The organism is Pararhizobium sp. LjRoot255, from assembly GCF_964252905.1.
Classification (GTDB): Bacteria; Pseudomonadota; Alphaproteobacteria; order Rhizobiales; family Rhizobiaceae; genus Pararhizobium.
In genome coordinates this window covers 1569092-1594426 of record NZ_CAXUPQ020000001.1, presented here as the reverse complement: position 1 = coordinate 1594426, position 25335 = coordinate 1569092, and the positions used below count along the sequence as shown (strand labels likewise).

Sequence of the window (25335 nt, the reverse complement as noted above, 5' to 3'; positions counted from 1 at the left end):
GCGGAGCAGACAGTGGAGAATCAAGTGAGCAGCATCACCGCAGGGGCCAGCGACGAGCCAAGAGTATCGCGCGCCGGCCTTGCGGGCTGGATGCTGTTCGACTGGGCTGCCCAGCCCTTCTTCACGGTGATCATCACCTTCATCTTCGGCCCTTATTTCGTTTCCCGGCTCACGGACGATCCCGTGCATGGTCAGGCTATGTGGGGGTATACGATCACCATCTCCGGCTTCATCATCGCGATATTGTCGCCGGTGCTCGGCTCGATCGCCGATGCGACCGGCACGCGCAAACCCTGGATCGCCTTCTTCGCCGTGATCAAGATCGCGTCCCTGGCTCTTCTCTGGTACGCTGTGCCGGGATCGCCGCTGGTCTATCCGTTCATCTTCATCATTCTCGCTTCGATCGCGGCGGAATTTTCGATCGTCTTCAACGATTCGATGATGCCGCGGCTGGTGAGCGAAAGCCAGATCGGTCGCATTTCCAACATGGCCTGGGGATTGGGTTATCTTGGCGGCATGATCGTGCTGATCGCCGTGGTCACGCTTCTCGCCGGCAGTCCTGAATCCGGCAAAACAATTCTTGGAATGGACCCGCTGTTCGGCCTTGATCCGGCAACCGGCGCCGATGCGCGCATTACCGGACCGATCTCGGCCGTCTGGTACCTGATCTTCATCCTGCCGATGTTCCTGTTCACGCCGGACGCGCAGAGGGTGTCGGTGCCTGCGGCCGTTGCGGTGCGCACCGGCCTTGCCGAGCTTGGGCACACGATCGGAGAATTGCGGGAACGCTCGGGCATCCTGCGGTTTCTAGTGGCCCGCATGATCTTTCAGGACGGCGTCAATGGGCTGCTGGCACTTGGCGGCACGTTCGCAGCCGGCATGTTTGCCTGGCAGACGGTCGAACTTGGCGTTTACGGCATCATTCTCAATGTCGTGGCGATCGGTGGATGCCTCTATGCCAGCCGTCTTGACGCCAAGCTGGGCTCGAAGGTGATCGTCACTGCGAGCCTCATCTGCCTGACGATTGCGACGCTCGGCATCGTCTCGACCGGCCCCGGTTTTACGCTGTTCGGGCTTCTGCAGCTGCCGACCACCGACGCCGGCGGCCTTTTCGGCACCGCCGCGGAAAAGGCCTATATCGTCTTCGGCCTGCTGGTCGGCATCGCCTTTGGCCCGGTGCAGGCCTCGTCGCGCTCCTATCTGGCCCGCAGCGTCAGCGCCGATGAGGCGGGGCGCTATTTCGGCCTCTATGCGCTCTCGGGACGCGCAACCTCGTTTCTCGCACCGGCCTCCGTCGCCACCATCACGCTTGCAACAGGGTCGGCCCGCATCGGCATGATGGCTCTGGTGGCGTTTCTGGCGGTCGGGCTGCTGATCCTGCTGCGCACTCCTTATCCGGCGAATAGAGCGGCGTGAGGAGAGCAAGGCGGTGGTTGTTTGGGAGTGTATTACAACACTCCGGTCATCCTCGGGCTCGACCCGAGGATCCATTTCCCGGACCCATGGATGGTCGGGTCAAGCCCGACCATGACGGAGTCGACGCCATACCCCTCCTCGCCAGCAGTCACATGAGTGAACCACAAGGCTCAAGCGACCCGTCTTCAATGCCGGAAATGGCGCATTCCGGTGAAGACCATGGCGACGCCGGCTTCGTCGGCGGCGGCGATGACTTCCGGATCGCGCATCGAGCCGCCCGGCTGGATGACGGCGGTGGCGCCGGCGGCGATCATTGAGAGCAGGCCGTCGGCGAAAGGCAGGAAGGCTTCCGACGCAACGGCCGAGCCGCGCGTCAGCGGCGCCGGCAGGCCGAGCGCCCTGGCCGCTTCCTCGGCCTTGAGGCCAGCGATGCGGGCCGAATCGACGCGGCTCATCTGGCCGGCGCCGATGCCGACGGTCTGGCCGTCCTTGGCATAGACGACGGCATTGGACTTCACATGCTTCGCCACCTTGAAGGCGAACTTCATGTCTTCCAATTCTTGCGCAGTCGGTGCGCGCTTGGTGACGACTTTCAATTCCAGATCCTCGACCATGCCGTTGTCGCGGGTCTGGACGAGCAGCCCGCCGGCAACGGTTTTCGCGGCAAGGCCCGGCACGCGCGGATCGGGCAGGGCGCCGGTGACGAGAAGGCGCAGGTTCGGCTTGCCGGCGATGGCGACCTTGGCATCATCGCTGACGGAGGGAGCGATGATGACTTCGGTGAACAGCTTGACGATCTCCTCCGCGGTCAAGCCGTCGAGCTCCTGGTTGAGCGCGATGATGCCGCCGAAGGCCGAGGTGGAATCGCACGCGAGCGCGCGTTCATAGGCTTCGAGCAGGGTTGCGCCCGTGGCGACGCCACATGGGTTGGCATGCTTGATGATGGCGCAGGCCGGCGCCCTTTCCGGCAGGAACTCGGCGACGAGTTCGAAGGCCGCGTCGGTGTCGTTGATATTGTTGTAGGACAGCTGCTTGCCCTGCAAAAGCGTCGCCGTCGCAACGCCCGGACGGTTTTCGCCGGTCAGATAGAACCCGGCTTTCTGATGCGGATTCTCGCCGTAGCGCATCTCTTCCTTCAAGACGCCGCCAATGGTGCGGTGGAGCGGCATCGGGGTGTCGAGAACCTCGGCGAACCAGCCGGAAATGGCGGTGTCGTAGGCTGCCGTGCGGGCATAGGCCTTGGCGGCCACCTGACGCCGGAAGGCGAAGGAGGTCGCGGCACCGTTGCCCAACTCGGCGAGCAGCGCCGCGTAATCGGCGGCGTCGGTGATGACGGTGACATAGGCGTGGTTCTTGGCCGAAGCGCGAATCATCGCCGGGCCGCCGATATCGATATTTTCGACCGTTGTCGGGTAATCGCCGCCCTTGGCGCGCACGTCCTCGAACGGGTAGAGATTGATGACCGCCAGATCGATGCCGGTAATGCCATGCGTCGTCATCGCCTTGACATGGTCTTCGTCGTCGCGGATGGCCAGGAGGCCGCCGTGCACGCCCGGGTGCAAAGTCTTGACGCGGCCATCCATGACTTCCGGAAACCCGGTGAGGTCGGAGACGTCCGTGACCGGCAGGCCCGCTTCGGCCAGCGTCTTGTGCGTACCGCCGGTCGAGACCAGATGGATGCCCTTCTGGTGCAGCGAACGAGCAAGCTCGACAATGCCGGTTTTATCAGAAACGGAGAGCAGAGCGGTGCGGATTGTTACTTGATCCGGGGCGGGAATTTTCTTGGAGGCAACAGCCATCATCAAGCTCCTTGGTAACGCGCCGGATATCGGGAAGGTCTTCCGGCAACTGTCCGCCTGCCGTTAGCACAGCTTTCCCCATGAAGAAACCGTTTGATTCGCCTGGGTGCGGCCTCGCCGGTTGTCACGCTTCGCGCGACAGAATCCATTGGATCTCCGGTTGTGAGGCCGCAGCGAAAGTGACAGTGATCTGCGATGTCTTGCGCACGCCAGAAGGGTCGGCAAAGAAAATGTCTTCTTCGATCGCGACCTCGCTGTCGCGGCAGGTGAACAGCCAGCTTTCTCCATCGGGCGGCGTGAGATAGACCTCATGCGGGCTGTGCTGGCGCAGACTGATCGCCGGGTGGATATGAAAGCGGGCAACGGCGACGGCCGGATTGGTCTCCGCCGGATCCGCGCCGTCCGGCTGGTACAGCCGGTCGCGGCCACGGACTGTATTTCCCTGGCCGTTTATACTGATATCGCGCTCATGCATCAGACCGAAAGACTGAACATAGCCATCATGACTGGCGATAACGGCGTCCGGTCGGTCCTCCTCCTCCTCTTGCCGGCTCATGACAACCCTGGAGACACCGCCGGTGACGATGGGGCCAAGGAAATGCGACTCGGATAGCCGCGATGACGAACGATCGTTGATGGTGACGGTCGAATGCGCCGCCGTAAGCCGCGCCAACTGGCGGAATCGTTCGCCGGCAAACTTTGGCGATCCCGAATTGATGATGAAACGGTGGCGGCCAGACGACATTTCGAACGACAGGCAGCCGGCATGGGCTGTGCGCGACAATTCCGGCGAAAGGGGCAATCCGGTATCGACGATGACAACGACATTGTTCACGGCCAGACGCTGATAATTGATATGCGGCAAGGCTTTAAACGGTGCGCCGGCGGTCTCGTCATAACGCAGGACAGCCATCAGCTCGTTGGCCAGCGTCGAGGTGGCGCCATTGAACAACGCCAGCTCGCCGCCCTGATGACGGAAGAAGCGCAGGGCCGGATACATGCGATCGATGCAGGGGATGAGCTTGGCCGGGACATCATGGCCGAGATTGACATAGGTCTGGCGCAGCGGCAGCAGATCAATGAGTAGCTCAAGCCCGGCACGCGGGTTGCGCGAGCTGTGGCCACCATCCGGCAGGATCTGCCGATCAAGCTCGAGATCAAGATTGCGGGCGGCCTTGCGGATCGCCGAGTCGGACGCGGGCATGGCGACGGAAGCCATGGCAAGGGCGATGCGCACGCGCAGCCGCGCTTCGCCGTCGCAGGTGGTATCAGCGACGTGGCGCAGATAACGGACCTGGAATGCAATATTTTTCAGGAAGCGGCGATAGAAGCCATGCTCGGCATTGCGCAGGATGATCGGCGAATGCGACAGCCAGGCGATCAGGCGTTGGGCAATGATGTCCGGTTCCCAGGCGACACCATCGATAAGGCGGCCATGCGTGCCGATCCAGTCGTTGACGATGTGACGCAGTTGCCCGAATGCCTCCTCCTTGACCGAGCGCATGTGACGAACCCAGCCGAAGGAATGCAGCCGGACGGCAAATTCGCGCGAGGGCAGGTCGATCTCGAAGGGCGATTGGCCTTCCGTATCGAGCACGCGGCCCGCCAGGGGAAAACGGCCCTGCAGGATTTCTTCGGCAACGAAGGAATCGACAGCCCGCAGATCCGTCGGCGCAACGATCAGGCGATCCGGCGTGGTGCCGGTGAAACGAAACGCGGAGTTGCGACCCAAGGCAAGGCGGCGCGAAAAGCGGCGCCAACCTTCACGCAGATACAAATAGAGAAGCCTTTGCCGGTCCGAAATCTGCATCGTTGAGCCCGTGTGCCTCCCCACTCCCGGACCGGGCTTCAAACCGCATGAAACTATCGGAATGATTGCTGTCCGCACCAGATACTACCAGGACCACGATCGTGCCTGAAAAGTCATTAAACTTTTATGGATCGTGCCGGCATTGTTAGGCAAACGCGGCCAATGCGTCAATTGACGTATGAAAGCGGGCTGTTGACAGCCAAAATTATGTTTTTCGGCGCAAGATCACCGCATAAAAACCGTCAAGGCCGCCGGAAAAACCATCCTGCGGCGGAATCATCGCCGGCGTGGTGCGGAATTCGCCAAGCGGCGTAATCGCATCTTCCAACCCAGGCCAATCCGCCGGATCGATGGCGACGCGTTCGCAACCGCCTTCGGCAACGACGCGTTCAGCAACCTCTTCACCTTCGCGCTTGTCGAGCGAGCAGTTGGAAAAGACGACAAGACCACCGGGCTTGACCAAGGTCAGTGCGTGGCGCAGCAACTTCTCCTGCAGCAGGGCCAGTTTCTCGATGTCTTCCGGCCCCTTGGTCCACAGAACGTCCGGATGGCGGCGGATCGTGCCGGTTGAGGAGCAGGGCGCATCAAGCAGGGCGGCGTCGAACAGCTCTTCCGCGCGGAAATCAGCCATATTGATTTCCTGCGTCGCAGCCTGGAGCCCCAGGCGCGCAAGATTGCCTTGAAGACGCCTTAGGCGACTTGCCGACTGGTCGAGGGCGGTGACATCCGCTCCGGCCAGAACCAATTGCGCGGTTTTTCCGCCTGGTGCCGCACAGAGATCGACCACGCGCTTGCCGGCAAGTGAGCCGAACAGTTTCGCGGGCAGGGCGGCGGCGGCATCCTGCACCCACCATTCCCCGTCCTCGAAGCCCGAAAGGGTCGGCACCCCGCCGGAAAAGCCGGCGAGACGCAGGGAACCCGTCGGCAGGACCCGACCGCTCAGGCGTTCCGCCCACCCTTCTGCGTCCGACTTGACGGTCAAATCGATCGCAGCGGGCGTGAGCAAGGCATCGGCGATGCGGGCGGCCTCTTCAGCACCGTAGTAGTCGACCAGTCTCTTATGGAACCAAGCGGGGATCGCCGGTGTCTTCTCACCGATCGATTCGAGCAGGTCTTGTTTTTCGCGCGAAAGGCGGCGCAGGACCGCGTTGACCAGACTGGCGAAGCGCTTGTTGCGCGGGTCGGTCTGCGCCTGTTCGACGGCGAGATCAACGGCGGAATGATCGGGGATATCGAGATAGAGGATTTGCGCGGCCGCAACGGCAAGGACGTGGTCCAGCGCCCGCGCGCCCTCCGGCAGCGGCGTCTGCAGCAGTGAGCCGATCATTGCCTCGATGCGAGGCAACTGGCGCAGAGCCGAGTTCAGGATAGCCCGCACTAGGGCGCGATCGGCTTCGTTGAGCTCGCGATAAACAGGATTGCCGTTTGCGGCGTCGAGCATGCCATCCAGCGAGGTCTTGCGATCGACCACCGCCGCCAGCATCTTGGCCGCCGCCTGCCGGGCTTGGAGGCCAGGCTTGTCGCTGCGCGCGAAGGCCTGATTTTCCGGCCCTTTCTTAACGGAACCCGGTTTGCGGCTATTTCGTTTCGGGTGCGAAGCGGTTTTATTTTCGTCGGACGTCAAGACCAGGGACCTTTCGGTGGTTCGGAACCACCGCGACCCCAGCCTGTCGGCGGCACGGAGCGCGATTTGCGCACCGGACTATCAGCCCTGACCGTCGCCGTCGAGACCGCAGACATCTCACTCGCCATCTGCTGAAGTGCCGCGATGCGGTTTTCCGTCGCCGGATGGGTGGAAAACAGGTTGTCCATGCGCTCGCCGGATAACGGATTGATGATGAACATATGCGCGGTGGCCGGATTGCGCTCGGCCTCCACATTCGGCACCTGATGGGCGAAATCCGAAATCTTGGCGAGCGCGGAGGCGAGCGACAGCGGCTTGCCGCAGATCTCCGCACCGCGCCGGTCGGCGGAATATTCACGCGTCCGGCTGATCGCCATCTGCACGATCATGGCTGCGAGCGGCGCGACTATCATCGCCACGAGCACGCCGACGAAGCCGAGCGGATTGTTGTTTTCACGATTGCCCCCGAAGAAGAAGGCAAAATTGCCGAGCATGGAGATGGCGCCGGCAAGCGTCGCCGTCAGCGTCATCGTCAGCGTGTCGCGATTCTGCACATGGGCGAGTTCGTGTGCCATGACGCCTGCAACCTCGTCATAGGTTAGCGCGTTGAGGAGTCCGGTGGAGGCGGCAACGGCAGCATTTTCCGGATTGCGGCCGGTGGCGAAGGCATTCGGCTGCGGATTGTCTATGACATAGACCTTCGGCATCGGCAGTCCGGCATTTTTCGCCAGGTCACGCACGATACGGTAATATTCCGGGGCGGTGCGTTCGTCGACTTCCTGCGCCCGGTACATGCGCAGCACCATGCGGTCGGAATTCCAATAGGAGAAGAAATTCATGCCCGCGGCGATGAGAAGCGCGATCATCATGCCGCCCCTGCCGCCGATCAGGAAGCCGACCGCCATGAACAAGGCGGTCATGAAGGCCAGAAGCATCGCGGTGCGCACGAGGTTCATCGGTCAATCTCCAGAAGTTCAGCAATGTTTCACGTGAATCACGGTTCCGTTTCCACACAAGGTTCCTATATGATGGTGACATCGGCCGCATTCTTCAACATTTTCGCGGAAATTTTGGGTCTCGCATGCAAAACGACAACGATAACTCCCTGGTTGAACTCCGCAAACCGCTCTCGCCTGTGGCCCAACGCGCCCTGGCCGAGGCGGAAGAGCGCAGGAAGCGCCAAGAGCCGCTGAACCTGCCGGAGGAACTGGGTGGCCGCGGCGGAGCGGAACCGGCCCGTTTCGGCGATTGGGAGATCAATGGGCGGGCAATCGACTTCTAAGGAAATAATTCCTGTTGCAAGGTGCGATTGATCGGTATATTTTCCTATCATGACATCTCGCACCCGCTCCTTTTGCTTCGCCGCTTCGATCGCGCCACTTCTGGCCTTCGACGCTTCTGCGTTCGAATCCGGCAAACGAATCGAAATCACCGGGCCGGTCAGCGCGGAGATCATCCGCGTCATCGATGGAGACACGATCCTGGTCGCGGCAAAGCCCTGGCCGCAGCAAACCATGGAAGTCTATGTGCGATTGCGCGGCATCGACGCACCGGAGCTGAAATCATCCTGTGCAGCAACCCGCAATGCCGGCCAGCAGGCGCGCGCCGCCTTGACGGACCTGACCCGAAACCAACACGACATCCAGCTGATGCGGATATCGGGAGACAAGTATTTTGGCCGGGTGGTCGCCGATATCAGTTTTTCCAACGGGCGGAATCCGGCTCAGGAAATGCTGTCGGCCGGTTACGTGACGCCCTATGACGGTGGACACAAGAAGGAAAACTGTTCGTCCGTCTGGTAGAGGTGCCGAGCCATCCCGGGTCAGGAATGGCTCAGGCAGGAGATCAGGCTTTCCTGTTCTGCCGGTTGGCGATGAGATCATCGACCACGTGCGGATCGGCAAGCGTCGAGGTATCGCCGAGTGAGCCGAAATCGTCTTCGGCGATCTTGCGCAAAATCCGGCGCATGATCTTGCCGGAGCGGGTTTTCGGCAAGCCGGGGGCGAACTGGATCTTGTCCGGCGAGGCAATGGCGCCGATTTCCTTGCGGACATGGGAGATCAGCTCCTTGCGCAGCTCTTCCGACCCCTGCTGGCCGACCATCAGCGTCACGTAGCTATAAATGCCCTGGCCCTTGATATCGTGCGGATAGCCGACGACGGCGGCTTCCGAAACCGCATCATGGCTGACCAGCGCTGATTCGACCTCGGCGGTACCCATGCGGTGGCCGGAGACGTTGAGGACATCATCGACGCGGCCGGTGATCCAGTAATAGCCATCCTCGTCACGGCGGCAGCCGTCGCCGGTGAAATATTTGCCCTTGTAGGTCGAAAAATAGGTCTGGATGAAGCGTTCGTGGTCGCCATAGACGGTGCGCATCTGGCCGGGCCAGCTGTCGGTGATGCAGAGATTGCCGTCGGCCGCACCCTCGATCACCTTGCCCTCATTATCGACCAGCTGCGGCTGGACGCCGAAGAAGGGCCGCGTGGCCGATCCCGGCTTCAACGCCGTCGCGCCGGGCAACGGCGTGATCAGGATGCCGCCGGTCTCCGTCTGCCACCAGGTATCGACCACCGGGCAACGGCCCTCGCCGACCACATGATAGTACCATTCCCAGGCTTCCGGGTTGATCGGCTCGCCGACCGAGCCGAGGGTGCGCAACGATTGGCGTGACGAGCGGGTGACGAAGGCATCGCCCTGGCCCATCAGCGCGCGGATCGCCGTCGGCGCCGTGTAGAAGATGTTGACCTTGTGCTTGTCGACCACGTCCCACAGCCGGCCGGCATCCGGATAGGTCGGCACGCCCTCGAACATCAATGTCGTCGCGCCATTGGCGAGCGGTCCGTAGACGATGTAGGAATGGCCGGTGACCCAGCCGACATCGGCCGTGCACCAGTAGATATCGCCGTCATGATAATCGAAGACATATTGATGCGTCATCGAGGCATAGACGAGATAACCGCCCGTCGTGTGCAGCACACCCTTCGGCTTGCCGGTCGAGCCCGAGGTGTAGAGGATGAACAGCGGGTCTTCCGCCTTCATCTTCGCCGGCGGACAATCGGCTTTCACCGTGGTGACGGCCTGATGATACCAGATGTCGCGACCCGCGGACCAGTTGATCTTGCCGCCGGTGCGGCGGACGACGACGACGGACTTCACCTCGACGCCGTTCCGGCTGGCGATCTCGATCGCCTGGTCGGTGTTGGCCTTGAGCGGGATCGACCGGCCGCCGCGCAAGCCTTCGTCGGCGGTGATGACGAAGGTCGATTGGCAGTCGACGATGCGGCCGGCCAGCGCGTCGGGCGAGAAACCGCCGAAGACGATCGAATGAATGGCACCGATGCGGGCGCAGGCGAGCATCGCATAGGCTGCTTCCGGGATCATCGGCATATAGATGGTGACGCGGTCGCCTCGTCTGACACCGTTTGCCTTCAGCACATTGGCAAGGCGGCAGACATGGTCGTAAAGCTCGCGATAGGTGATCTTCTTGTCGTCATAGGGATTGTCGCCCTCCCAGATGATCGCCACCTGGTCGCCGCGTTTTTCCAGATGCCGGTCGATGCAATTGTACGAGACGTTGGTGAGGCCGTCCTCGAACCACTTGATCGAAACCCTGCCTTCGAAGCTTGTATTCTTGACCTTGGTATAGGGCTTGAACCAGTCGATGCGCTTGCCATGTTCGCCCCAGAACGTCTCTGGGTCGGCGACGCTCTGCTTGTACCACCTGCGATAGGTGGCGTTGTCGATCAGGGCACGTTGCTTCGCCGGTTTGAGGACCGGATAGGTTTTCACGGACATGCAGATTTTCCTCCCTGCGCAGGCATTTCTGGACGGCACAACTCCCCGTGCGCGTCTGCTCCGGGCGTCATTCATATCAGGTCAACACCCGGCGGCAATTAGACAAAAGGTCATTTCTGCGAGAAGAATTGCATTTATGCGACGACGAGGGTATAGAGGCGCTAATTTCCCGGAAATTAAGTGGTTACACCCCACGGCCCGCGACACCGGCGCGGACGGACAGAAGGACTATACCCATGGCTCAACAACTGCTTATGCCCAAAGCGACGGCCGTATGGCTTGTTGACAACACTGCTCTGTCGTTCGAACAGATCGCCCAGTTCTGCAAGCTGCATCCGCTGGAGGTCAAGGCGATCGCGGACGGTGAATCGGCGCAGGGCATCAAGGGCCTCGACCCGATTTCAACCGGCCAGCTGTCGCGCGACGAAATCGCCCGCGCCGAAGCCAACCCGAACCACAAGCTGAAGCTCTCCGAACCAAAGGTTCGCGTTCCGGACAACAAGCGCAAGGGCCCGCGCTACACCCCGGTTTCCAAGCGCCAGGACCGGCCGAACGCCATCCTCTGGCTGGTGCGCAACCATCCTGAACTGAAGGACGCCCAGATCTCGCGTCTCGTCGGCACGACCAAATCGACGATCGAGCAGATCCGCGATCGCACGCACTGGAACTCGACCAACCTGACGGCAATGGATCCGGTCACGCTCGGCCTCTGCACACAGATCGACCTCGACCTCGAAGTCGAACGCGCATCGAAGGGCCGGCCGCTGCCGACCGCTGCCGAGCTCGGCGCGACGCTCGAAGCATCGAAGGAAACCGAAAAACTGCCGTTCTCCTATGAGCGCGAAGAAGAGAAGGAAATGGATGCCGACGCCGTTTTCGCCAAGCTCAAGTCGCTCAAGTCCGGCCGCAAGGACGAAGACGAAGACGATCACTATTGATCGAACCACTCCGAACGGAAAACCCGGATTGCCCGATCCGGGTTTTTTTTGTGCTCGGAAAATGTGGTTCGATGTTGCCACGCGACGTCCGTCGCGTGAAAGGGAGTTTTGGCGGGAAGAAAGATCGTCAGTAGGCCGAACCTTCGCTTCTATCCAGCCGGTGCCGCTCCGTGCCCTTGAGCGGCGGATTGAAAATGCTGACCAGAATCAGGTCCCCGTCCTTGCCGCCACGCAGGTAATGCTTGTCGTTCTTGTCCAGCACATAGATGTCGCCCGGCGCGATCGGAAAGACGTTACCGGCCATATCCTCGACTTCTCCGTTGCCGGCGATGCAGTAGCATGCCTCGAGGTGGTTTCGATATTCGAGCAGCGAGGTGGTGTTGGCGCGCACCACGGTGTGGCAGACGGTGAAACCCATGCCATCGCGCTCGGTCAGCAGACGATGGCTGGTGCCGCTTCCCCATTCGACAAAATGCGGGGTATCCTCAACCTGCTTCAGACTGCGAACGAACATCGGCTTTGGCCTTTCTTCAGGAACATTTGACGTTGGGATTGAAGGAGGGTCACAATCTCTCTCCGATTGCCTGTATCGCTTGCATTTTTTCTCTCGACAAATGATGCTTTCTCGCCGTTCCTGTAAGGAAAACTTGACTATGCTGCCGTCACTCAGCGCTTTGCGCGTCTTCGAGGCCGCCGCGCGGCTCAACAGCTTTTCGCGTGCCGCAGACGAGCTACATGTCACGCATGCCGCGGTCAGCCATCAGATTCGTCTGCTCGAAGACTGGTTCGGCCGGCCGCTGTTTTTGCGGGAAAAGCGCAGCGTTCGGCTTGTGCCCGACGCGGTGGCGCTGGCGCAGACGCTGTCCGTCAGCCTGGCGCGGATCGAAGCGGAGACCCGCGCCTTCCGCATCAAGGCGACGGGCGAACTCACGGTCGCCTGCATTGCCTCAATCGCCACGCGATGGCTCATTCCAGCCCTTCCGGACTTCCTGAACGCCAATCCGGACATCAACGTGCGCGTCATCTATGCGATGGGTGAGCAACGGTTTCGCGAGGGCGATTGCGACGTCCTGATCACACTTGGCGAAGATGGAAGCGAGACACGGGAGTGCACCCGGCTGTTTTCCCGGGCCAACCGGCCGGTTGCCAGCCCGACCTATCTTGCGCGCCGGGGCAAGCCGCAGACCGCCCAAGAGATCGCCGCCGCCGACCTCCTGCACGACGAGACGCCGGATCGCTGGCTGAACTGGTGCAGGAGAGCGGGATTGCAAATGGACGGTCCGTTGCGCGGCCCGGTGTTCCAGGACTTCAATCTGCTGGCGACAGCCGTGATCGCCGGCCACGGCATTGCGCTCTGCCCGACGGAGGTCTTTCGCCGTGAACTCGACAGTGGCGATCTCGTTATTCTTTCCGACATCGAGACCTTGACGGACGAAAGCTATTTTCTGGTTACCGCCAAGCCACCAAGCGGCGGCGCCATCAAATTCCGGGACTGGTTTTGCGGTCTGGCGGAAAGTTTCCGCGAATTCGGCTAACCAGAGGTGCTGCATGCCTGCAGCGGTACCGAGATTTCTTCAGGCACGGCCGGATCGTCGATCGGCATCTTCCGGCTTCCGCGACGCAGCGGAACCGCGAAAGGGGCCAGCCAGCAGAATGCGTCAGATCAACGCGTGCCGAAGATCGCCGAGCCGACGCGCACACTTGTGGCCCCGAACTGGACGGCGGCCTCGAAATCGCCCGACATGCCCATAGACACCTTTGTCAGCCCGCATCGCGCTGCTAGCTTGGCGAGCAGCGCAAAATGCGGTCCCGGATTCTCATCCGCCGGCGGAATGCACATCAGGCCTTCGATCGGAATGCCGATCATCTCCCGGCACAGCGCGACGAAGGCAACGGTTTCATCTGGCGCGATGCCGGCCTTTTGCGGCTCGAGGCCGGTGTTGACCTGGACATAGAGGCGAACTGGCTTGTTTTGGCGGACAATCTCAGCGGCCACAGCTCTGGCGATCTTCTCCCGGTCGACCGTCTCGATGACGTCGAAGATGGCAACCGCATCGGCCGCTTTGTTGGATTGCAGCGGGCCGATCAGATGCAGTTCGATACCGGGGGTTTCCGCGCGAAGCTCCGGCCATTTGCCCTGCGCTTCCTGCACCCGGTTTTCGCCGAAGACCCGCTGCCCCGCTTCAATCACCGGCCGGATCGCCTCGGCGTCAAATGTCTTTGACACAGCGACCAGGCAGACGGAGCCCATGGCCCGGTTCGCACCGGCCTCGGCGTTGCGAATCCGGCTCAGGACATCATTCAACCGTTCTTCCACGCTCATCGCCACCGTCTCCACCACAATCCTTTGACCACGCCGGTCCTCCGGGCATCAGAAAACCAGCCTTTTTGGCGCAATAGTCAAACAGGACGCGAATGCCAAGGCGTTATCGCCGCCGACTGTCCGAATGCTCAAAGATTTGCCCGCAAAGCCTTCCAAAACTTGACGCTACGCTTGTTTCATGGTGAAGGTCACGCCAAACATCGGAGGGAGTGATTTTCCCTCGCCCAAATTTCCGGAACATCGATCATATGACTACCGAACGTTACAATCCGCGCGATGCTGAACCCCGCTGGCAACAGGAATGGGAGCAGAACAACGTCTTCACGACGAACAACGACGATCCGCGCGAAAAATACTACGTGCTCGAGATGTTTCCTTATCCGTCAGGCCGCATCCATATGGGCCATGTGCGCAACTATGCGATGGGCGACGTCGTTGCGCGCTACAAGCGCGCTCGTGGGTACAATGTGTTGCACCCGATGGGCTGGGACGCCTTCGGCATGCCGGCGGAAAATGCGGCCATGGAACGCGGCGTGCATCCGGCCAATTGGACCTACCAGAACATCGCCTCGATGAAGGCACAACTGAAGGTGATGGGCCTGTCACTCGACTGGTCGCGTGAGTTCGCCACTTGCGATGTCGATTATTACCAGCACCAGCAGCACCTGTTCCTGGACTTCCTCGAAAAAGGTCTCGTCTATCGCAAGCAATCCAAGGTCAATTGGGATCCGGTCGACAACACGGTTCTTGCCAATGAGCAGGTCATCGACGGCCGAGGCTGGCGCTCCGGCGCGCTGGTCGAACAACGCGAACTGACACAGTGGTTCTTCCGCATCACCGACTTCAGCCAGGACCTGCTCGATTCGCTCGACACGCTCGACCAATGGCCGGAGAAGGTCCGGCTGATGCAGAAGAACTGGATCGGCCGGTCGGAGGGTTTGACGATCCGGTGGGAAATCGTGCCGGGCGCCGGCGGTGCCGAGGCATCCGAAGTGACCGTCTATACGACGCGGCCGGACACGCTGTTTGGCGCCTCCTTCCTGGCAATCGCCGCCGATCACCCGCTGGCGCAACAGGCCGCTGCCGCAAACGCCGAGATCGCCGCGTTCTGCGACGAATGCCGCCGCGCCGGCACGTCGCTGGCCGCGCTCGAGACAGCCGAGAAGAAGGGGATCGACACCGGTATCCGGGTCAGGCATCCGCTTGATCCGAGCTGGGAACTGCCGGTCTACGTCGCCAATTTTGTTTTGATGGACTACGGCACAGGCGCCATCTTCGGCTGCCCCTCTGGCGACCAGCGCGACCTCGATTTTGCCCGCAAATACGGCCTGCCGGTCGTTGCCGTAGTGATGCCGAGGGACGGCGATGCGGGCAGTTTCACGATCAACGACGAGGCCTATGTCGGCGACGGCGTGATGATCAATTCACGCTTCCTCGATGGTCTTTCCATTGAAGATGCCTTCGAGAAAGTCGCGGCGACGCTGGAAAACACCACGATCGGCAATGCGCCGCAGGCCGAGCGCAAGGTCAATTTCCGCCTGCGCGACTGGGGCATTTCGCGCCAGCGCTACTGGGGCTGCCCGATCCCGGTCATCCATTGCGATGATTGCGGCGTGCTGCCCGTGCCGAAGGCCGATTTGCCGGTAAAACTGCCTGATGATGTGACCTTCGACAAGCCGGGCAATCCGCTCGATCGCCATCCGACCTGGCGGCACGTCGCCTGTCCGCACTGCGGCAAGGACGCGCGCCGCGAAACCGACACGATGGATACCTTCGTCGATTCATCCTGGTATTTCGCCCGCTTTACCGCGCCGTGGGAAAACAACCCAACCAATCCGGCCGTCGTCGATCGCTGGCTGCCGGTCGACCAGTATATCGGCGGCATCGAGCACGCGATTTTGCATCTGCTCTATTCGCGGTTCTTTACCCGGGCAATGAAAGCAACCGGCCACGCCGGTCTCGACGAACCCTTCAAGGGCCTCTTCACCCAGGGCATGGTCGTGCACGAGACCTACAGCCGGGGTGAGGGCGCTCAGCGCGAATGGATCACGCCGGCCGAAATCCGGATCGAGGAAGTCGATGGCAAGCGCGGGGCGACGCTAATTGAAACCGGCGAACCCATCACCATCGGCTCGATCGAGAAGATGTCGAAGTCGAAGAAGAACGTCGTCGATCCCGACGACATCATCGCCTCCTATGGCGCCGACACGGCTCGGTTCTTCGTTCTGTCGGATTCTCCGCCGGATCGGGACGTCATCTGGTCGGAAGCCGGCGTCGAAGGCGCACACCGCTTCGTGCAGCGCCTGTGGCGGCTGGTCTCGGAAGCATCTGGCGCGCTGAAGGCCATCGAGGCAAAGCCCGCTTCCAGCGGTCCTGCATTGGCGATCTCACAGTTCGCCCACAAAACGCTCAAAGCTGTCCAGGCGGACTATGACAAATTGGCCTTCAACAAGGCCGTGGCGCGCCTCTATGAGCTGGTGAATGCGCTTGCAAATCCGCTGACGCAGGTAGCCGAAGGGACCGCCAATACTGAGACCGTTGCCGCCGTCAAGGACGCAACCGCGATCCTGATCAACCTGGTCGCGCCGATGATGCCGCATCTTGCCGAGCAGTGCTGGCAGGAGATCGGTGGTACGGGTCTGGTGGCGCAGGCGGCGTGGCCGGCCTTTAGCGAGGCGCTGGTTGCCGAGAACGAGGTAACAATGCCGGTTCAGATCAACGGCAAGAAGCGTGGTGATTTGACAATTGCGCGCGACGCAGATCAGACTGCGATCGAGAGCGCGGTCCTCGCGCTCGACCCCGTCAAGGCCGCACTGAACGGCCAGAGCCCGAAGAAAATCATCGTCGTGCCCCAGAGGATCGTGAATGTCGTTGTCTGAAAAAGCTCAAAGATACGCACAACTTCTGGCAATCGGCACTTTCGTAACCCTGGCGGGCTGCCAGGTGAAGCCGCTCTATTCCGAGGGGCCGCATGGCAAGCCGGCGAAGGCGCTCGCCTCGATCGAGATTTCCGATGCCGACGATCGCGTCGAACAGGAGGTCCGCAACGCACTGGTGTTTCTGACATCCGGTGGCGCGGGCGAACCGGCGCATCCGGAGTACAGGATGGCACTGAACGCCACCAGCGAGGTCATGGGCGTGCTTTACGATCAGGAATCCGACACCGCCGGTGCGGGCCGCGTCGTCGTCAGGGCCGACTACAACCTGACACGTGCCGACAGCGGCGAAACCGTCCGCTCCGGAAATCGCAGTGCGGTTGCCCTTGTCGACTTCCCCGAGCAGGAATTCGCCAAGGTTCGTGCCACCCGCGACGCCGAGAAGCGCGCGGCCACCGAACTGGCCGAAATCATCCGGGCGGACATAGCGGCGGCGCTCGGCCGCTGATCAAGGTGGCGGCATGACCGAAATCAAGGCGCATGAATTCGATGGGATTCTCCAGCGTCCGCTCAAGGACAACAGGCTCTATCTCGTCTATGGACCGGATCGCGGCCTTGTTTCCGAACGCGCCGGCCAGATCGCCGCAAAGAGTGGCGTGGCGCTCGACGATCCCTTCTCGCTGATCAAACTCGATGGCTCTGACCTGCAGCAAAGCCCTGGTCGTCTGCTGGACGAGGTCAATACGATCGGTCTTTTCGGCGGTGAAAAACTCGTCTGGATCCGTGCGTCAGGCACCGAAAAGGCGCTTGTCGATAGTTTCACCGCATTGGCGCAGCACCCCCCTGGCGGCAGTTACGTAATCATCGAGGCTGGCGACCTCAAGAAGGGGACCGGCGTCCGAAAGATCGGCGAAACCGCCCGTTCGGTTGTTTCCGTTGCCTGTTACAGCGATGATGCGCGCGCATTGAATAGCCTGATCGACCAGGAACTCGGCCAGGAAGGCTTGCGGATTACCCCGGCGGCGCGGGAGCGGCTGAATGAGGCGCTGGGCGGCGATCGCATTGCCTCCCGCAACGAGATCCGCAAGCTGGCGCTCTACTGCCGCGGCTTGAGTATGATCGAAGAGGAACACGTGTCCGAGATCGTTGGCGATGCCAGCGCCATTTCGGTCGATGACGCAATCGATGCGGTCCTCAAGGGCGATGTCGACGGTCTGCAGCATGCCATCCGCAAGATAACGGCCTCAAAGACGGCAATCTTCCTCGTGTTACAGGCCTGCCTGAAGCAGTTTCAGCTTCTCGACCTGATGCGGGCGGAGATGGACGACAAGCGCCAGCAACCGAGCCAAGTTGTCGCGACGCTGGGCCGCCACATCCATTTCCGCCGCAAGCCGCTTGTCGAAGCAGCGCTGAAGACCTGGACTTTACCCGCGATCCGCAGGGAACTCGGCCGACTGCAAACGGCAATTTTCCAGAGCCGCGCCCGGCAAAGCCTGGAAGACAGCATCGCCATGCAGACACTCTTGGCCATCACCTTGCAGTCGGCGCGGCGATAACTTTCTTATCAGATTGATATATAACCAGATTCCATATATGTTTCGAATCCGAAACAATATTAGCGCCGCTCAAGCAGACGGCAGATTTCCTCAAGCTGATCGAGCGTTTTGTAGGAAATGCGCAACTGACCGCCGGTCGCCTTGTGGCTGACGGTCACGTCGAGACCGAGGCTATCCGAGAGCGTTCTTTCCAGCGCAAGCGTGTCGGCATCCTTTTCCTCCTTGTGAGACGGCTTGCCGTAGTTGGGGTCGTTCTGGGCGCGGATATCGTTCTGCGCCAACCGCTCCGCGTCGCGCACGGACATGCCTTTCGCGACGATCGAGCGCGCCAAGCTGACCGGGTCGGACGTCGGAATGAGGGCTCGCGCGTGACCGGCGGACAACGTGCCGGAGGAGAGCATATCGCGCACAGGTTCCGGCAGCTTCAGCAAACGAAGACTGTTGGCGACATGGCTGCGGCTCTTGCCGATGATTTCGCCAAGATCATTCTGGGTATAGCCGTGCTCGGCGATCAGCTGGTCGTAACCGAGGGCCTCTTCCAGCGGATTGAGGTCGGATCGTTGAACGTTTTCGACAATCGCGATCTCCAATGCCGTCCGGTCATCCACATCACGGACAATCACCGGGATATCGATAAATCCAGCGAGCTGCGCCGCGCGCCAGCGGCGTTCTCCGGCAATAATCTCATAGCGTTCATCGGCAATCGTGCGCACAACGACCGGCTGGACAATACCGTGTTGACGGATCGAGCTCGCCAGATCCTGCAGTTCTGCCTCATCGAAAGAGCGGCGCGGGTTGCGCGGGTTACGGGCGACAAATTCGATTGGAATGCGCCGGTCAGCATTGACAGGTGCAACTGGACCACTGGCCTGCAGAGGCTGGTCCATCTCGCCAATCAAGGCGGCAAGGCCACGTCCAAGTCTTCTTCTCGAATTATCGTCATTCATCGTCTGCACTCACACCTATCGTTACGATGTCGAATCGATCGCGGTCAGGCAGCCTTCCGCTGCCGTTCGCGCTGAATTACTTCGGATGCCAATTGAAGGTAAGCCTGGCTGCCGGCGCATTTCAGGTCGTAAAGGATCGCCGGTTTGCCATAGGATGGGGCCTCGGAAACCCTGACATTACGCGGAATCAGCGTATGGTAGACCTTTTCACCCAAATGGGTCCGCACATCATTGACCACCTGCTGGGCCAAATTGTTACGCGAATCAAACATCGTCAGAACGATGCCCTGGATATCCAGCGCCGGATTGACGGAACGGCGAACCTGATCGACGGTTTCAAGCAGTTGGCTTAACCCCTCCAGAGCGAAGAACTCGCATTGAAGCGGCACCAGCACCGAATGTGCCGCGGCCATAGCGTTCATCGTCAAGAGGTTAAAAGACGGCGGGCAATCAACAAGAACATAGGAATATGCAAGCGCTTCGGGAGAGGCCAACGCCTTTCGCAGCCGGAAGACGCGATCGTTTTCGCGGGAAATCTCCATCTCGACGCCAAGCAAGTCCATGGTCGATGGAATGATCGTCAGATTGGGAACGACCGTCTCCTGGGCGATCTCATCAACGCCGTGCGAGCCGATCATCAGTTCATAGGATGAGAGCTTGCGATCGCGTCGCTGGATCCCCAGGCCGGTACTGGCGTTGCCCTGCGGGTCGAGATCCACAATCAGAACCTTTTCACCAATCGCCGCCAGGGCCGTTGCAAGGTTGATTGCCGTTGTGGTTTTTCCGACGCCACCCTTTTGATTGGCGATGGTGATGATCCGGTTCTTTTCGCCTGTCATGCCACGGTCCGCCGTTATTGTATTTTCCGCGAAAGATTTGCAATTTCGAGAACCACAGAATCCGGCTCGATAACGCTTTTGTGTTTTACCAGATCAAATTGAAACCGGCCAACGGCATTGTCGACTTCCTGCTGGTAATCCCGGCCTTTGTGAAAAAACGCGTGCGGTTTGCTGTCGGCCATCATCCACGGCACACAGTAATCCAGCAATTGAGGCAGATCCGCGAGCGCCCTGGCGGAGATTGCATCGCATTCCGGGATAATCGTGATGGCATCCTCGATGCGAATCGCATGCACGGAGCCGCGCGCGCCGGTTTCGGTCAAGGCGACGCGAAGGAAAGCCGCCTTCTTGTTGTTGCTTTCAACCAGGTGAACCCATCCATCACCCAACTCCGCGAGAAAAATGGCAGTGATGATGCCGGGAAATCCACCGCCGCTGCCGAGATCGACCCATCGCTTCGGCCCTGGGAATAGCTGGAAGATTTGCGCACTATCCGCGATGTGGCGTTGCCAGAAAGCGGATAAGGTCGACGGCGCGACCAGGTTGATCGACTTTGCCCATTTCTGGAAAAGCGCGGCAAAATGCTCAAGCTTCTCGGACGTTTCACGTGAAACACGCAATCCGTTCAGCTCCTGCGATGGACTCGTATTCATTGAATTGCCTGTCTGGAATATGCAACCGATGCCGGCTCGGTCTTGCGAATATGAGCAAGGATCAAGGAGATGGCGGAGGGAGTAATGCCATCGACCTTCATCGCCTGGGCAAGATTGCGGGGCTTCGCCGTGTTGAGTTTCTGCTTCAGTTCGTTGGAAAGGCCCGACAGCGACTGAAAATCAAACTCGTCTGGAATGAGCCGGCTTTCTTCCCGCTGGACGCCGGCAATGTCCGCGGCTTGCCGGTCCATATAGACCGCGTAGGTCGCATCAATTTCCAACGCTTCGGCCAGCTTTGTCTCCATCGCTGCGAGTTCTGGCCAAACGGTGCTGAGTGTCTGGACGCTATGCTCGGCGTAGGACAGGAGTTCAAAAGCAGAACGCCGTTGGCCATCGAGATTGAGCTTCAAGCCGTGAGCCCGGCCTTCCGTCGGCGTTACCGTGAGGGACTTCAGCATCCGGCGACTGGACTCGATCGCTGCAATCCACTTTCCAAATTTCTCCGCGCGCGCAGTTGAAACGCAACCGAGAGATAGCGCCTCAGGTGTAAGCCGCACATCAGCGTTGTCAGCCCGCAGGGACAATCGGTATTCCGCGCGAGACGTGAACATACGATACGGCTCGGCAACCCCCCGAGATGTGAGGTCGTCAATCATCACGCCGATATAAGAGTTCGTTCGGCTGAACTGATAGGCGGCGCTTCCGCCGCAAAGCAAGGCAGCGTTAAGCCCCGCCACCAGTCCTTGGGCGCCGGCTTCTTCATATCCGGTTGTGCCATTGATCTGGCCAGCAAGGAACAGACCGCGGATTTTCCGCACTTCCAGCGATGCAGAAAGTTCGCGAGGATCGACGTGATCATATTCGATGGCATAGCCCGGCTGCAGGATTGAGACCCGTTCCAAACCCGGTATAGTGCGAATGAACGCGTCCTGAACATCTTCGGGCAGCGACGTCGAAATGCCATTGGGATAGACGGTATCGTCGTCCAGACCCTCCGGCTCGAGAAAGATCTGGTGGCCGTCACGCTCGCCAAACTTGACGATCTTGTCTTCAATTGATGGACAATAGCGCGGCCCGATGCCTTCGATCTGGCCGGAATACATCGCGGATTTACTAAGGTTGTCGGCGATGATTTGATGGGTTGCCGCCGTGGTGCGCGTGACGCCACAATCGATCTGTCTATTGGCAATACGGTCGGTCATGAACGAGAACGGCACGGGATTCTCGTCCGCGCTCTGACGGCCGATCGATTGCCAATCGATCGTCTTTCCGTCCAATCGGGCCGGCGTACCGGTCTTCAAACGGCCGAGCCGCAGACCGAAGCCTTCAAGCGTGGCAGACAGGCCCACTGACGGCGCCTCTCCCACGCGACCCGCAGCAATTTTCCGATTGCCGATATGAATAAGACCGCGCAGGAACGTCCCCGTTGTCAGCACGGCAGCGCCGCAACTGAGCAAACGTCCGTCAGCGAGAACGACGCCACTAACGCGGCCGTCCCGAAGCCGGAGATCAAAGGCATCACCTTCGATGACATCCAGGTTTTCGATGGATTGAATCTCAGCCTGCATCGCGAGTCGATAGAGCTTTCGATCAGCCTGCGTGCGCGGGCCTCGAACGGCTGGACCCTTGCGGCGATTGAGCAGACGGAACTGGATGCCGGCAGCGTCAGCGACGCGGCCCATCAACCCGTCCATCGCATCGATCTCGCGAACGAGGTGACCCTTGCCAAGGCCGCCAATCGCCGGATTGCACGACATCACGCCGATCGTGTCGCGTTTGTGCGTGACGAGTGCAGTTCGCGCGCCCAAACGAGCGGCCGCACTGGCCGCTTCGCCGCCCGCGTGGCCACCGCCAATGACAATGACATCGTAATCAATCATACCAAAACCGTCTCCATCACGGTATCAAATCGGGTCCGAATCGTTTCACGTGAAACATCCGATGAGACTCGCACACGTTGTATTGGCGGTAGCAACCTATTTGCCGATACAGAACTCCGAGAAAATCACATCCAGCAGGTCTTCCACATCGACCCGCCCAGTAATTCTGCCAAGCGCATCGCCCGCCTGCCGCAGATACTCCGCCTGAATATCAAGGCCGCGATTAGATTGCGCCAAACTCATATCGATCGCATCGCGCGCCTGCCTGAGACAACTGACTTGCCTCTTGCGGGACGGCAAGGACAATGCTGTTTGACCCGACAGGTCGGGCAGGTGGCTTTTCAATTGTTCGATAAGCCGGTCAATCCCCTCGCCCGTTATCGTCGATATCAGGACATCGGCGTCAGCCTTATCCCACAAATTGCCATTCCGATCAATCTTGGTGCCGACGCGAATCACCGGCTTGGCCGCGTTCGCCCCCCCCATGACCGGAAATCCGCCCGGGGCGTCCGCTAGCAGCAGGATGACGTCTGCCTGCTCAAGGGTCATATAGGCACGCCGGACGCCCTCTTTCTCAACCACGTCATCGGTACTCCGAAGGCCGGCGGTATCAAACAGACGAACAGCGAATCCGGCTAAGGAAAGATCGACCGACAGCACGTCCCTGGTGGTGCCAGCTATATCGGTGACGATGGCAACATCGCGGCGGGCAAGATGGTTGAGCAGGCTCGATTTGCCGGCGTTCGGCTCGCCGGCAATCACGATTTTCAGGCCGTCGCGGATGATCTCCGCTGTGCCGGCACCGGCCAAATGCTCGTCGATCGCATTGCGCAGGGCTCGCATATCCACCCAGATCGACTCTGCCACGGAGCCCGGGACATCGTCCTCGTCGGCGAAATCAAGCTCGGCCTCGATCATTGCCCTTGCATGGACGAGCCGGCGCGCCCAACCCTGATAAAGGGCCGAGAGGTGTCCGCTCGAATGTTCCTGTGCAAGGCGCCGTTGCATCTCGGTTTCCGCGGCAATCAGATCAGCGAGGCCTTCTATCTCCACAAGGTCGAGCTTGTTATTGTGAAAGGCGCGCCGCGAGAATTCGCCGGCCTCGGCATGTTTCAGTCCGGGAATAACGGAGAGCTCGGCCAGAATGGCATCGATCACGGCGCGCCCGCCATGGACCTGGAGTTCTGCGCAATCCTCTCCCGTGAAAGAAGCGGGCGCCGGGAAATAAAGCACCAGCCCCTGATCAAGCACATCATTGTTACGATTGCGAACCAGTCGCAGCGTCGCCTGTCTTGGCCGAGGTGGCGATCCACACAACCGTTCGAGAGCCGATCTTGTCTGCGGACCGCTGATACGGATCACGGCCACGCCGGACGGAAGTCCGCCGGAGGACAAGGCATAGATCGTGTCTGCCACTGCTTGATCGTGTTGATGGTTCACCGCCGCAACATCCTCGCTCGGACCAGATAACAGGCGCGATTATACGCCATATAGCGTTTCACTGCGCGTTACACAGCCATGACTCCGGCTAAGATATCGATGGCTGAAAACACGAAAGCCCAGGCTGAACCTGGGCCTTGTCTGGAAATTGATCGAGTCGATCAGGTATTCATCGAATCGAAGAAATCACCATTGGTCTTGGTCTGCTTCAGCTTGTCGATCAGGAACTCGATCGCGTCGGTGGTGCCCATCGGCGCAAGGATACGGCGAAGCACGAAGATCTTCTGCAGGTCCTGGCGCGGCACAAGAAGGTCTTCCTTGCGCGTACCGGATTTGAGGATGTCCATAGACGGGAAGATGCGCTTGTCGGCGACCTTGCGATCCAGCACGATTTCCGAGTTACCGGTGCCCTTGAATTCTTCGAAGATGACTTCGTCCATACGGCTGCCGGTATCAATCAGGGCCGTGGCAATGATCGTCAGCGAGCCGCCTTCCTCGATGTTACGGGCGGCACCGAAGAAGCGCTTCGGCCGCTGCAGGGCGTTGGCGTCGACACCGCCGGTCAGCACCTTGCCCGATGACGGCACGACCGTGTTGTAGGCGCGACCGAGACGGGTGATCGAATCAAGCAGGATGATGACGTCGCGACCGTGCTCGACAAGCCGCTTGGCCTTTTCGATGACCATCTCGGCCACCTGGACGTGGCGCGTTGCCGGCTCGTCGAAGGTCGACGATACGACTTCGCCCTTCACTGAACGCTGCATGTCCGTCACTTCTTCCGGCCGCTCGTCGATCAGGAGAACGATGAGGTAGCATTCCGGATGGTTGGCGGTGATCGAATGGGCGATGTTCTGCAGCAGAACCGTCTTACCGGTTCGCGGCGGCGCGACGATCAGGCCACGCTGGCCCTTGCCGAGCGGGGCGATCAGGTCAATGACGCGGGCGGAGAGGTCCTTCGAGGTCGGGACCTCAAGCTCCATCTTGAAGCGCTCGTTCGGATAGAGCGGCGTCAGATTGTCGAAATGCACCTTGTGCCGGATTTTTTCCGGATCCTCGAAATTGATCGTATTGACCTTGAGCAAGGCGAAATACCGTTCGCCCTCCTTCGGCCCGCGGATTGGGCCCTCGACAGTATCGCCGGTCTTCAGCGAGAAGCGGCGGATCTGCGAGGGGGAAATGTAGATGTCGTCCGGACCCGGCAGATAGTTGGCATTCGCGGAGCGCAGGAAGCCAAAGCCGTCCTGCAGCACTTCGACGACGCCTTCACCGATGATCTCGATATCTTGGCTCGCAAGCATTTTCAGGATCGCGAACATCAGTTCCTGCTTGCGCATGACGCTGGCGTTCTCGACCTCGACCGATTCGGCAAAGGCCAACAGATCGGTCGCAGATTTGTTTTTAAGTTCTTGTAGCTTCATTTCAGCCATGAAGGGGAC

Annotated in this window: 21 protein-coding genes; 8 read left to right on the top strand and 13 right to left on the bottom strand. The window is 60.3% G+C overall.

The window, feature by feature from the left end:
• Positions 1-24 precede the first annotated feature (24 nt).
• Positions 25-1416, top strand: coding sequence for an MFS transporter (locus tag ACSQ2W_RS07850; protein ID WP_436085757.1), 1392 nt, complete (start codon positions 25-27; stop codon positions 1414-1416).
• Between the two features lie 185 nt (positions 1417-1601).
• Here ACSQ2W_RS07850 and purH read toward each other — a convergent pair whose 3' ends face one another.
• The 4 genes from purH to htpX form a co-directional block, all read right to left on the bottom strand.
• Positions 1602-3215 carry a bifunctional phosphoribosylaminoimidazolecarboxamide formyltransferase/IMP cyclohydrolase gene (gene purH, locus ACSQ2W_RS07845; RefSeq protein ID WP_436085756.1) on the bottom strand — a complete coding sequence of 538 codons (1614 nt, stop codon included), beginning with the start codon at positions 3213-3215 and terminating at the stop codon, positions 1602-1604.
• 124 nt (positions 3216-3339) lie between these two features.
• Positions 3340-5025, bottom strand: coding sequence for a heparinase II/III family protein (locus tag ACSQ2W_RS07840; RefSeq protein WP_436085755.1), 1686 nt, complete (start codon positions 5023-5025; stop codon positions 3340-3342).
• Positions 5026-5230: 205 nt separating this feature from the next.
• Entirely contained in the window at positions 5231-6655 is a 1425-nt protein-coding gene (locus ACSQ2W_RS07835) for an RsmB/NOP family class I SAM-dependent RNA methyltransferase (protein ID WP_436087704.1), read from the bottom strand.
• Positions 6646-7605: a zinc metalloprotease HtpX gene (gene htpX, locus ACSQ2W_RS07830; protein WP_436085754.1), complete on the bottom strand. Its 960-nt coding sequence runs from the start codon at positions 7603-7605 to the stop codon at positions 6646-6648. Before htpX ends, ACSQ2W_RS07835 begins: the two co-directional genes overlap by 10 nt.
• A 125-nt stretch (positions 7606-7730) precedes the next feature.
• Here htpX and ACSQ2W_RS07825 point away from each other — a divergent pair, with 125 nt between their 5' ends.
• Together ACSQ2W_RS07825 and ACSQ2W_RS07820 are read left to right on the top strand one after the other, a co-directional pair.
• Positions 7731-7931: a DUF1674 domain-containing protein gene (locus tag ACSQ2W_RS07825; RefSeq protein ID WP_436085753.1), complete on the top strand. Its 201-nt coding sequence runs from the start codon at positions 7731-7733 to the stop codon at positions 7929-7931.
• Between the two features lie 49 nt (positions 7932-7980).
• Entirely contained in the window at positions 7981-8451 is a 471-nt protein-coding gene (locus tag ACSQ2W_RS07820) for a thermonuclease family protein (RefSeq protein ID WP_436085752.1), read from the top strand.
• A gap of 43 nt (positions 8452-8494) precedes the next feature.
• Here the strand turns inward: ACSQ2W_RS07820 and acs are convergent, their stop codons facing one another.
• Complete coding sequence (gene acs / locus ACSQ2W_RS07815) at positions 8495-10447, bottom strand: acetate--CoA ligase (protein ID WP_436085751.1); 1953 nt, start codon at positions 10445-10447, stop codon at positions 8495-8497.
• Positions 10448-10683: 236 nt separating this feature from the next.
• Here acs and ACSQ2W_RS07810 point away from each other — a divergent pair, with 236 nt between their 5' ends.
• Positions 10684-11385 carry a DUF1013 domain-containing protein gene (locus tag ACSQ2W_RS07810; protein ID WP_436085750.1) on the top strand — a complete coding sequence of 234 codons (702 nt, stop codon included), beginning with the start codon at positions 10684-10686 and terminating at the stop codon, positions 11383-11385.
• A gap of 127 nt (positions 11386-11512) precedes the next feature.
• Here the strand turns inward: ACSQ2W_RS07810 and ACSQ2W_RS07805 are convergent, their stop codons facing one another.
• Positions 11513-11899, bottom strand: a complete 387-nt coding sequence (locus tag ACSQ2W_RS07805) for an ectoine synthase (RefSeq protein WP_436085749.1) — start codon at positions 11897-11899, stop codon at positions 11513-11515.
• A 139-nt stretch (positions 11900-12038) separates the two neighbouring features.
• Here ACSQ2W_RS07805 and ACSQ2W_RS07800 point away from each other — a divergent pair, with 139 nt between their 5' ends.
• Complete coding sequence (locus tag ACSQ2W_RS07800) at positions 12039-12920, top strand: LysR substrate-binding domain-containing protein (protein ID WP_436085748.1); 882 nt, start codon at positions 12039-12041, stop codon at positions 12918-12920.
• Positions 12921-13048: 128 nt separating this feature from the next.
• Here the strand turns inward: ACSQ2W_RS07800 and ACSQ2W_RS07795 are convergent, their stop codons facing one another.
• On the bottom strand, positions 13049-13708 hold the full coding sequence (locus ACSQ2W_RS07795) for a YggS family pyridoxal phosphate-dependent enzyme (RefSeq protein ID WP_436085747.1): 660 nt from the start codon (positions 13706-13708) through the stop codon (positions 13049-13051).
• A gap of 248 nt (positions 13709-13956) precedes the next feature.
• On the opposite strand from ACSQ2W_RS07795, the gene leuS reads away from it, so the two are divergent.
• Genes leuS through holA form a run of 3 tightly spaced genes read left to right on the top strand, consistent with a single transcriptional unit; the run spans position 13957 to position 18140 of the window.
• Positions 13957-16587 carry a leucine--tRNA ligase gene (gene leuS / locus ACSQ2W_RS07790; RefSeq protein ID WP_436085746.1) on the top strand — a complete coding sequence of 877 codons (2631 nt, stop codon included), beginning with the start codon at positions 13957-13959 and terminating at the stop codon, positions 16585-16587.
• Positions 16574-17092 (top strand): LPS assembly lipoprotein LptE, encoded by a 519-nt coding sequence (gene lptE, locus ACSQ2W_RS07785; protein ID WP_436085745.1) that lies wholly within the window; start codon positions 16574-16576, stop codon positions 17090-17092. The genes leuS and lptE overlap by 14 nt, the downstream gene beginning before the upstream one ends.
• Before the next feature lie 13 nt (positions 17093-17105).
• The gene (gene holA / locus ACSQ2W_RS07780) at positions 17106-18140 is read left to right on the top strand and encodes a DNA polymerase III subunit delta (protein ID WP_436085744.1); all 1035 of its coding nucleotides are present in this window, start codon (positions 17106-17108) and stop codon (positions 18138-18140) included.
• A gap of 59 nt (positions 18141-18199) precedes the next feature.
• Here the strand turns inward: holA and ACSQ2W_RS07775 are convergent, their stop codons facing one another.
• From ACSQ2W_RS07775 to rho, 6 genes are all read right to left on the bottom strand, one after another.
• Entirely contained in the window at positions 18200-19087 is an 888-nt protein-coding gene (locus ACSQ2W_RS07775) for a ParB/RepB/Spo0J family partition protein (RefSeq protein ID WP_436085743.1), read from the bottom strand.
• A 44-nt stretch (positions 19088-19131) separates the two neighbouring features.
• Complete coding sequence (locus ACSQ2W_RS07770; protein WP_436085742.1) at positions 19132-19926, bottom strand: ParA family protein; 795 nt, start codon at positions 19924-19926, stop codon at positions 19132-19134.
• Positions 19927-19940: 14 nt separating this feature from the next.
• Positions 19941-20579 carry a 16S rRNA (guanine(527)-N(7))-methyltransferase RsmG gene (gene rsmG / locus ACSQ2W_RS07765; RefSeq protein ID WP_436085741.1) on the bottom strand — a complete coding sequence of 213 codons (639 nt, stop codon included), beginning with the start codon at positions 20577-20579 and terminating at the stop codon, positions 19941-19943.
• Positions 20576-22459: a tRNA uridine-5-carboxymethylaminomethyl(34) synthesis enzyme MnmG gene (mnmG, locus tag ACSQ2W_RS07760; protein ID WP_436085740.1), complete on the bottom strand. Its 1884-nt coding sequence runs from the start codon at positions 22457-22459 to the stop codon at positions 20576-20578. Before mnmG ends, rsmG begins: the two co-directional genes overlap by 4 nt.
• A gap of 96 nt (positions 22460-22555) precedes the next feature.
• On the bottom strand, positions 22556-23875 hold the full coding sequence (gene mnmE / locus ACSQ2W_RS07755) for a tRNA uridine-5-carboxymethylaminomethyl(34) synthesis GTPase MnmE (RefSeq protein ID WP_436087703.1): 1320 nt from the start codon (positions 23873-23875) through the stop codon (positions 22556-22558).
• A gap of 185 nt (positions 23876-24060) precedes the next feature.
• On the bottom strand, positions 24061-25326 hold the full coding sequence (gene rho, locus ACSQ2W_RS07750; protein ID WP_436085739.1) for a transcription termination factor Rho: 1266 nt from the start codon (positions 25324-25326) through the stop codon (positions 24061-24063).
• Positions 25327-25335: the final 9 nt, after the last annotated feature.

Coding starts and splice junctions, on each gene's coding strand:
- purH (WP_436085756.1), bottom strand. CDS start 3,215: ATGGCTGTTGCCTCCAAGAAAATTCCCGCCCCGGATCAAGTAACAATC.
- ACSQ2W_RS07840 (WP_436085755.1), bottom strand. CDS start 5,025: ATGCAGATTTCGGACCGGCAAAGGCTTCTCTATTTGTATCTGCGTGAA.
- htpX (WP_436085754.1), bottom strand. CDS start 7,605: ATGAACCTCGTGCGCACCGCGATGCTTCTGGCCTTCATGACCGCCTTG.
- ACSQ2W_RS07825 (WP_436085753.1), top strand. CDS start 7,731: ATGCAAAACGACAACGATAACTCCCTGGTTGAACTCCGCAAACCGCTC.
- ACSQ2W_RS07820 (WP_436085752.1), top strand. CDS start 7,981: ATGACATCTCGCACCCGCTCCTTTTGCTTCGCCGCTTCGATCGCGCCA.
- acs (WP_436085751.1), bottom strand. CDS start 10,447: ATGTCCGTGAAAACCTATCCGGTCCTCAAACCGGCGAAGCAACGTGCC.
- ACSQ2W_RS07810 (WP_436085750.1), top strand. CDS start 10,684: ATGGCTCAACAACTGCTTATGCCCAAAGCGACGGCCGTATGGCTTGTT.
- ACSQ2W_RS07805 (WP_436085749.1), bottom strand. CDS start 11,899: ATGTTCGTTCGCAGTCTGAAGCAGGTTGAGGATACCCCGCATTTTGTC.
- ACSQ2W_RS07800 (WP_436085748.1), top strand. CDS start 12,039: ATGCTGCCGTCACTCAGCGCTTTGCGCGTCTTCGAGGCCGCCGCGCGG.
- ACSQ2W_RS07795 (WP_436085747.1), bottom strand. CDS start 13,708: ATGAGCGTGGAAGAACGGTTGAATGATGTCCTGAGCCGGATTCGCAAC.
- leuS (WP_436085746.1), top strand. CDS start 13,957: ATGACTACCGAACGTTACAATCCGCGCGATGCTGAACCCCGCTGGCAA.
- lptE (WP_436085745.1), top strand. CDS start 16,574: ATGTCGTTGTCTGAAAAAGCTCAAAGATACGCACAACTTCTGGCAATC.
- holA (WP_436085744.1), top strand. CDS start 17,106: ATGACCGAAATCAAGGCGCATGAATTCGATGGGATTCTCCAGCGTCCG.
- ACSQ2W_RS07775 (WP_436085743.1), bottom strand. CDS start 19,087: ATGAATGACGATAATTCGAGAAGAAGACTTGGACGTGGCCTTGCCGCC.
- ACSQ2W_RS07770 (WP_436085742.1), bottom strand. CDS start 19,926: ATGACAGGCGAAAAGAACCGGATCATCACCATCGCCAATCAAAAGGGT.
- rsmG (WP_436085741.1), bottom strand. CDS start 20,579: ATGAATACGAGTCCATCGCAGGAGCTGAACGGATTGCGTGTTTCACGT.
- mnmG (WP_436085740.1), bottom strand. CDS start 22,459: ATGATTGATTACGATGTCATTGTCATTGGCGGTGGCCACGCGGGCGGC.
- rho (WP_436085739.1), bottom strand. CDS start 25,326: ATGGCTGAAATGAAGCTACAAGAACTTAAAAACAAATCTGCGACCGAT.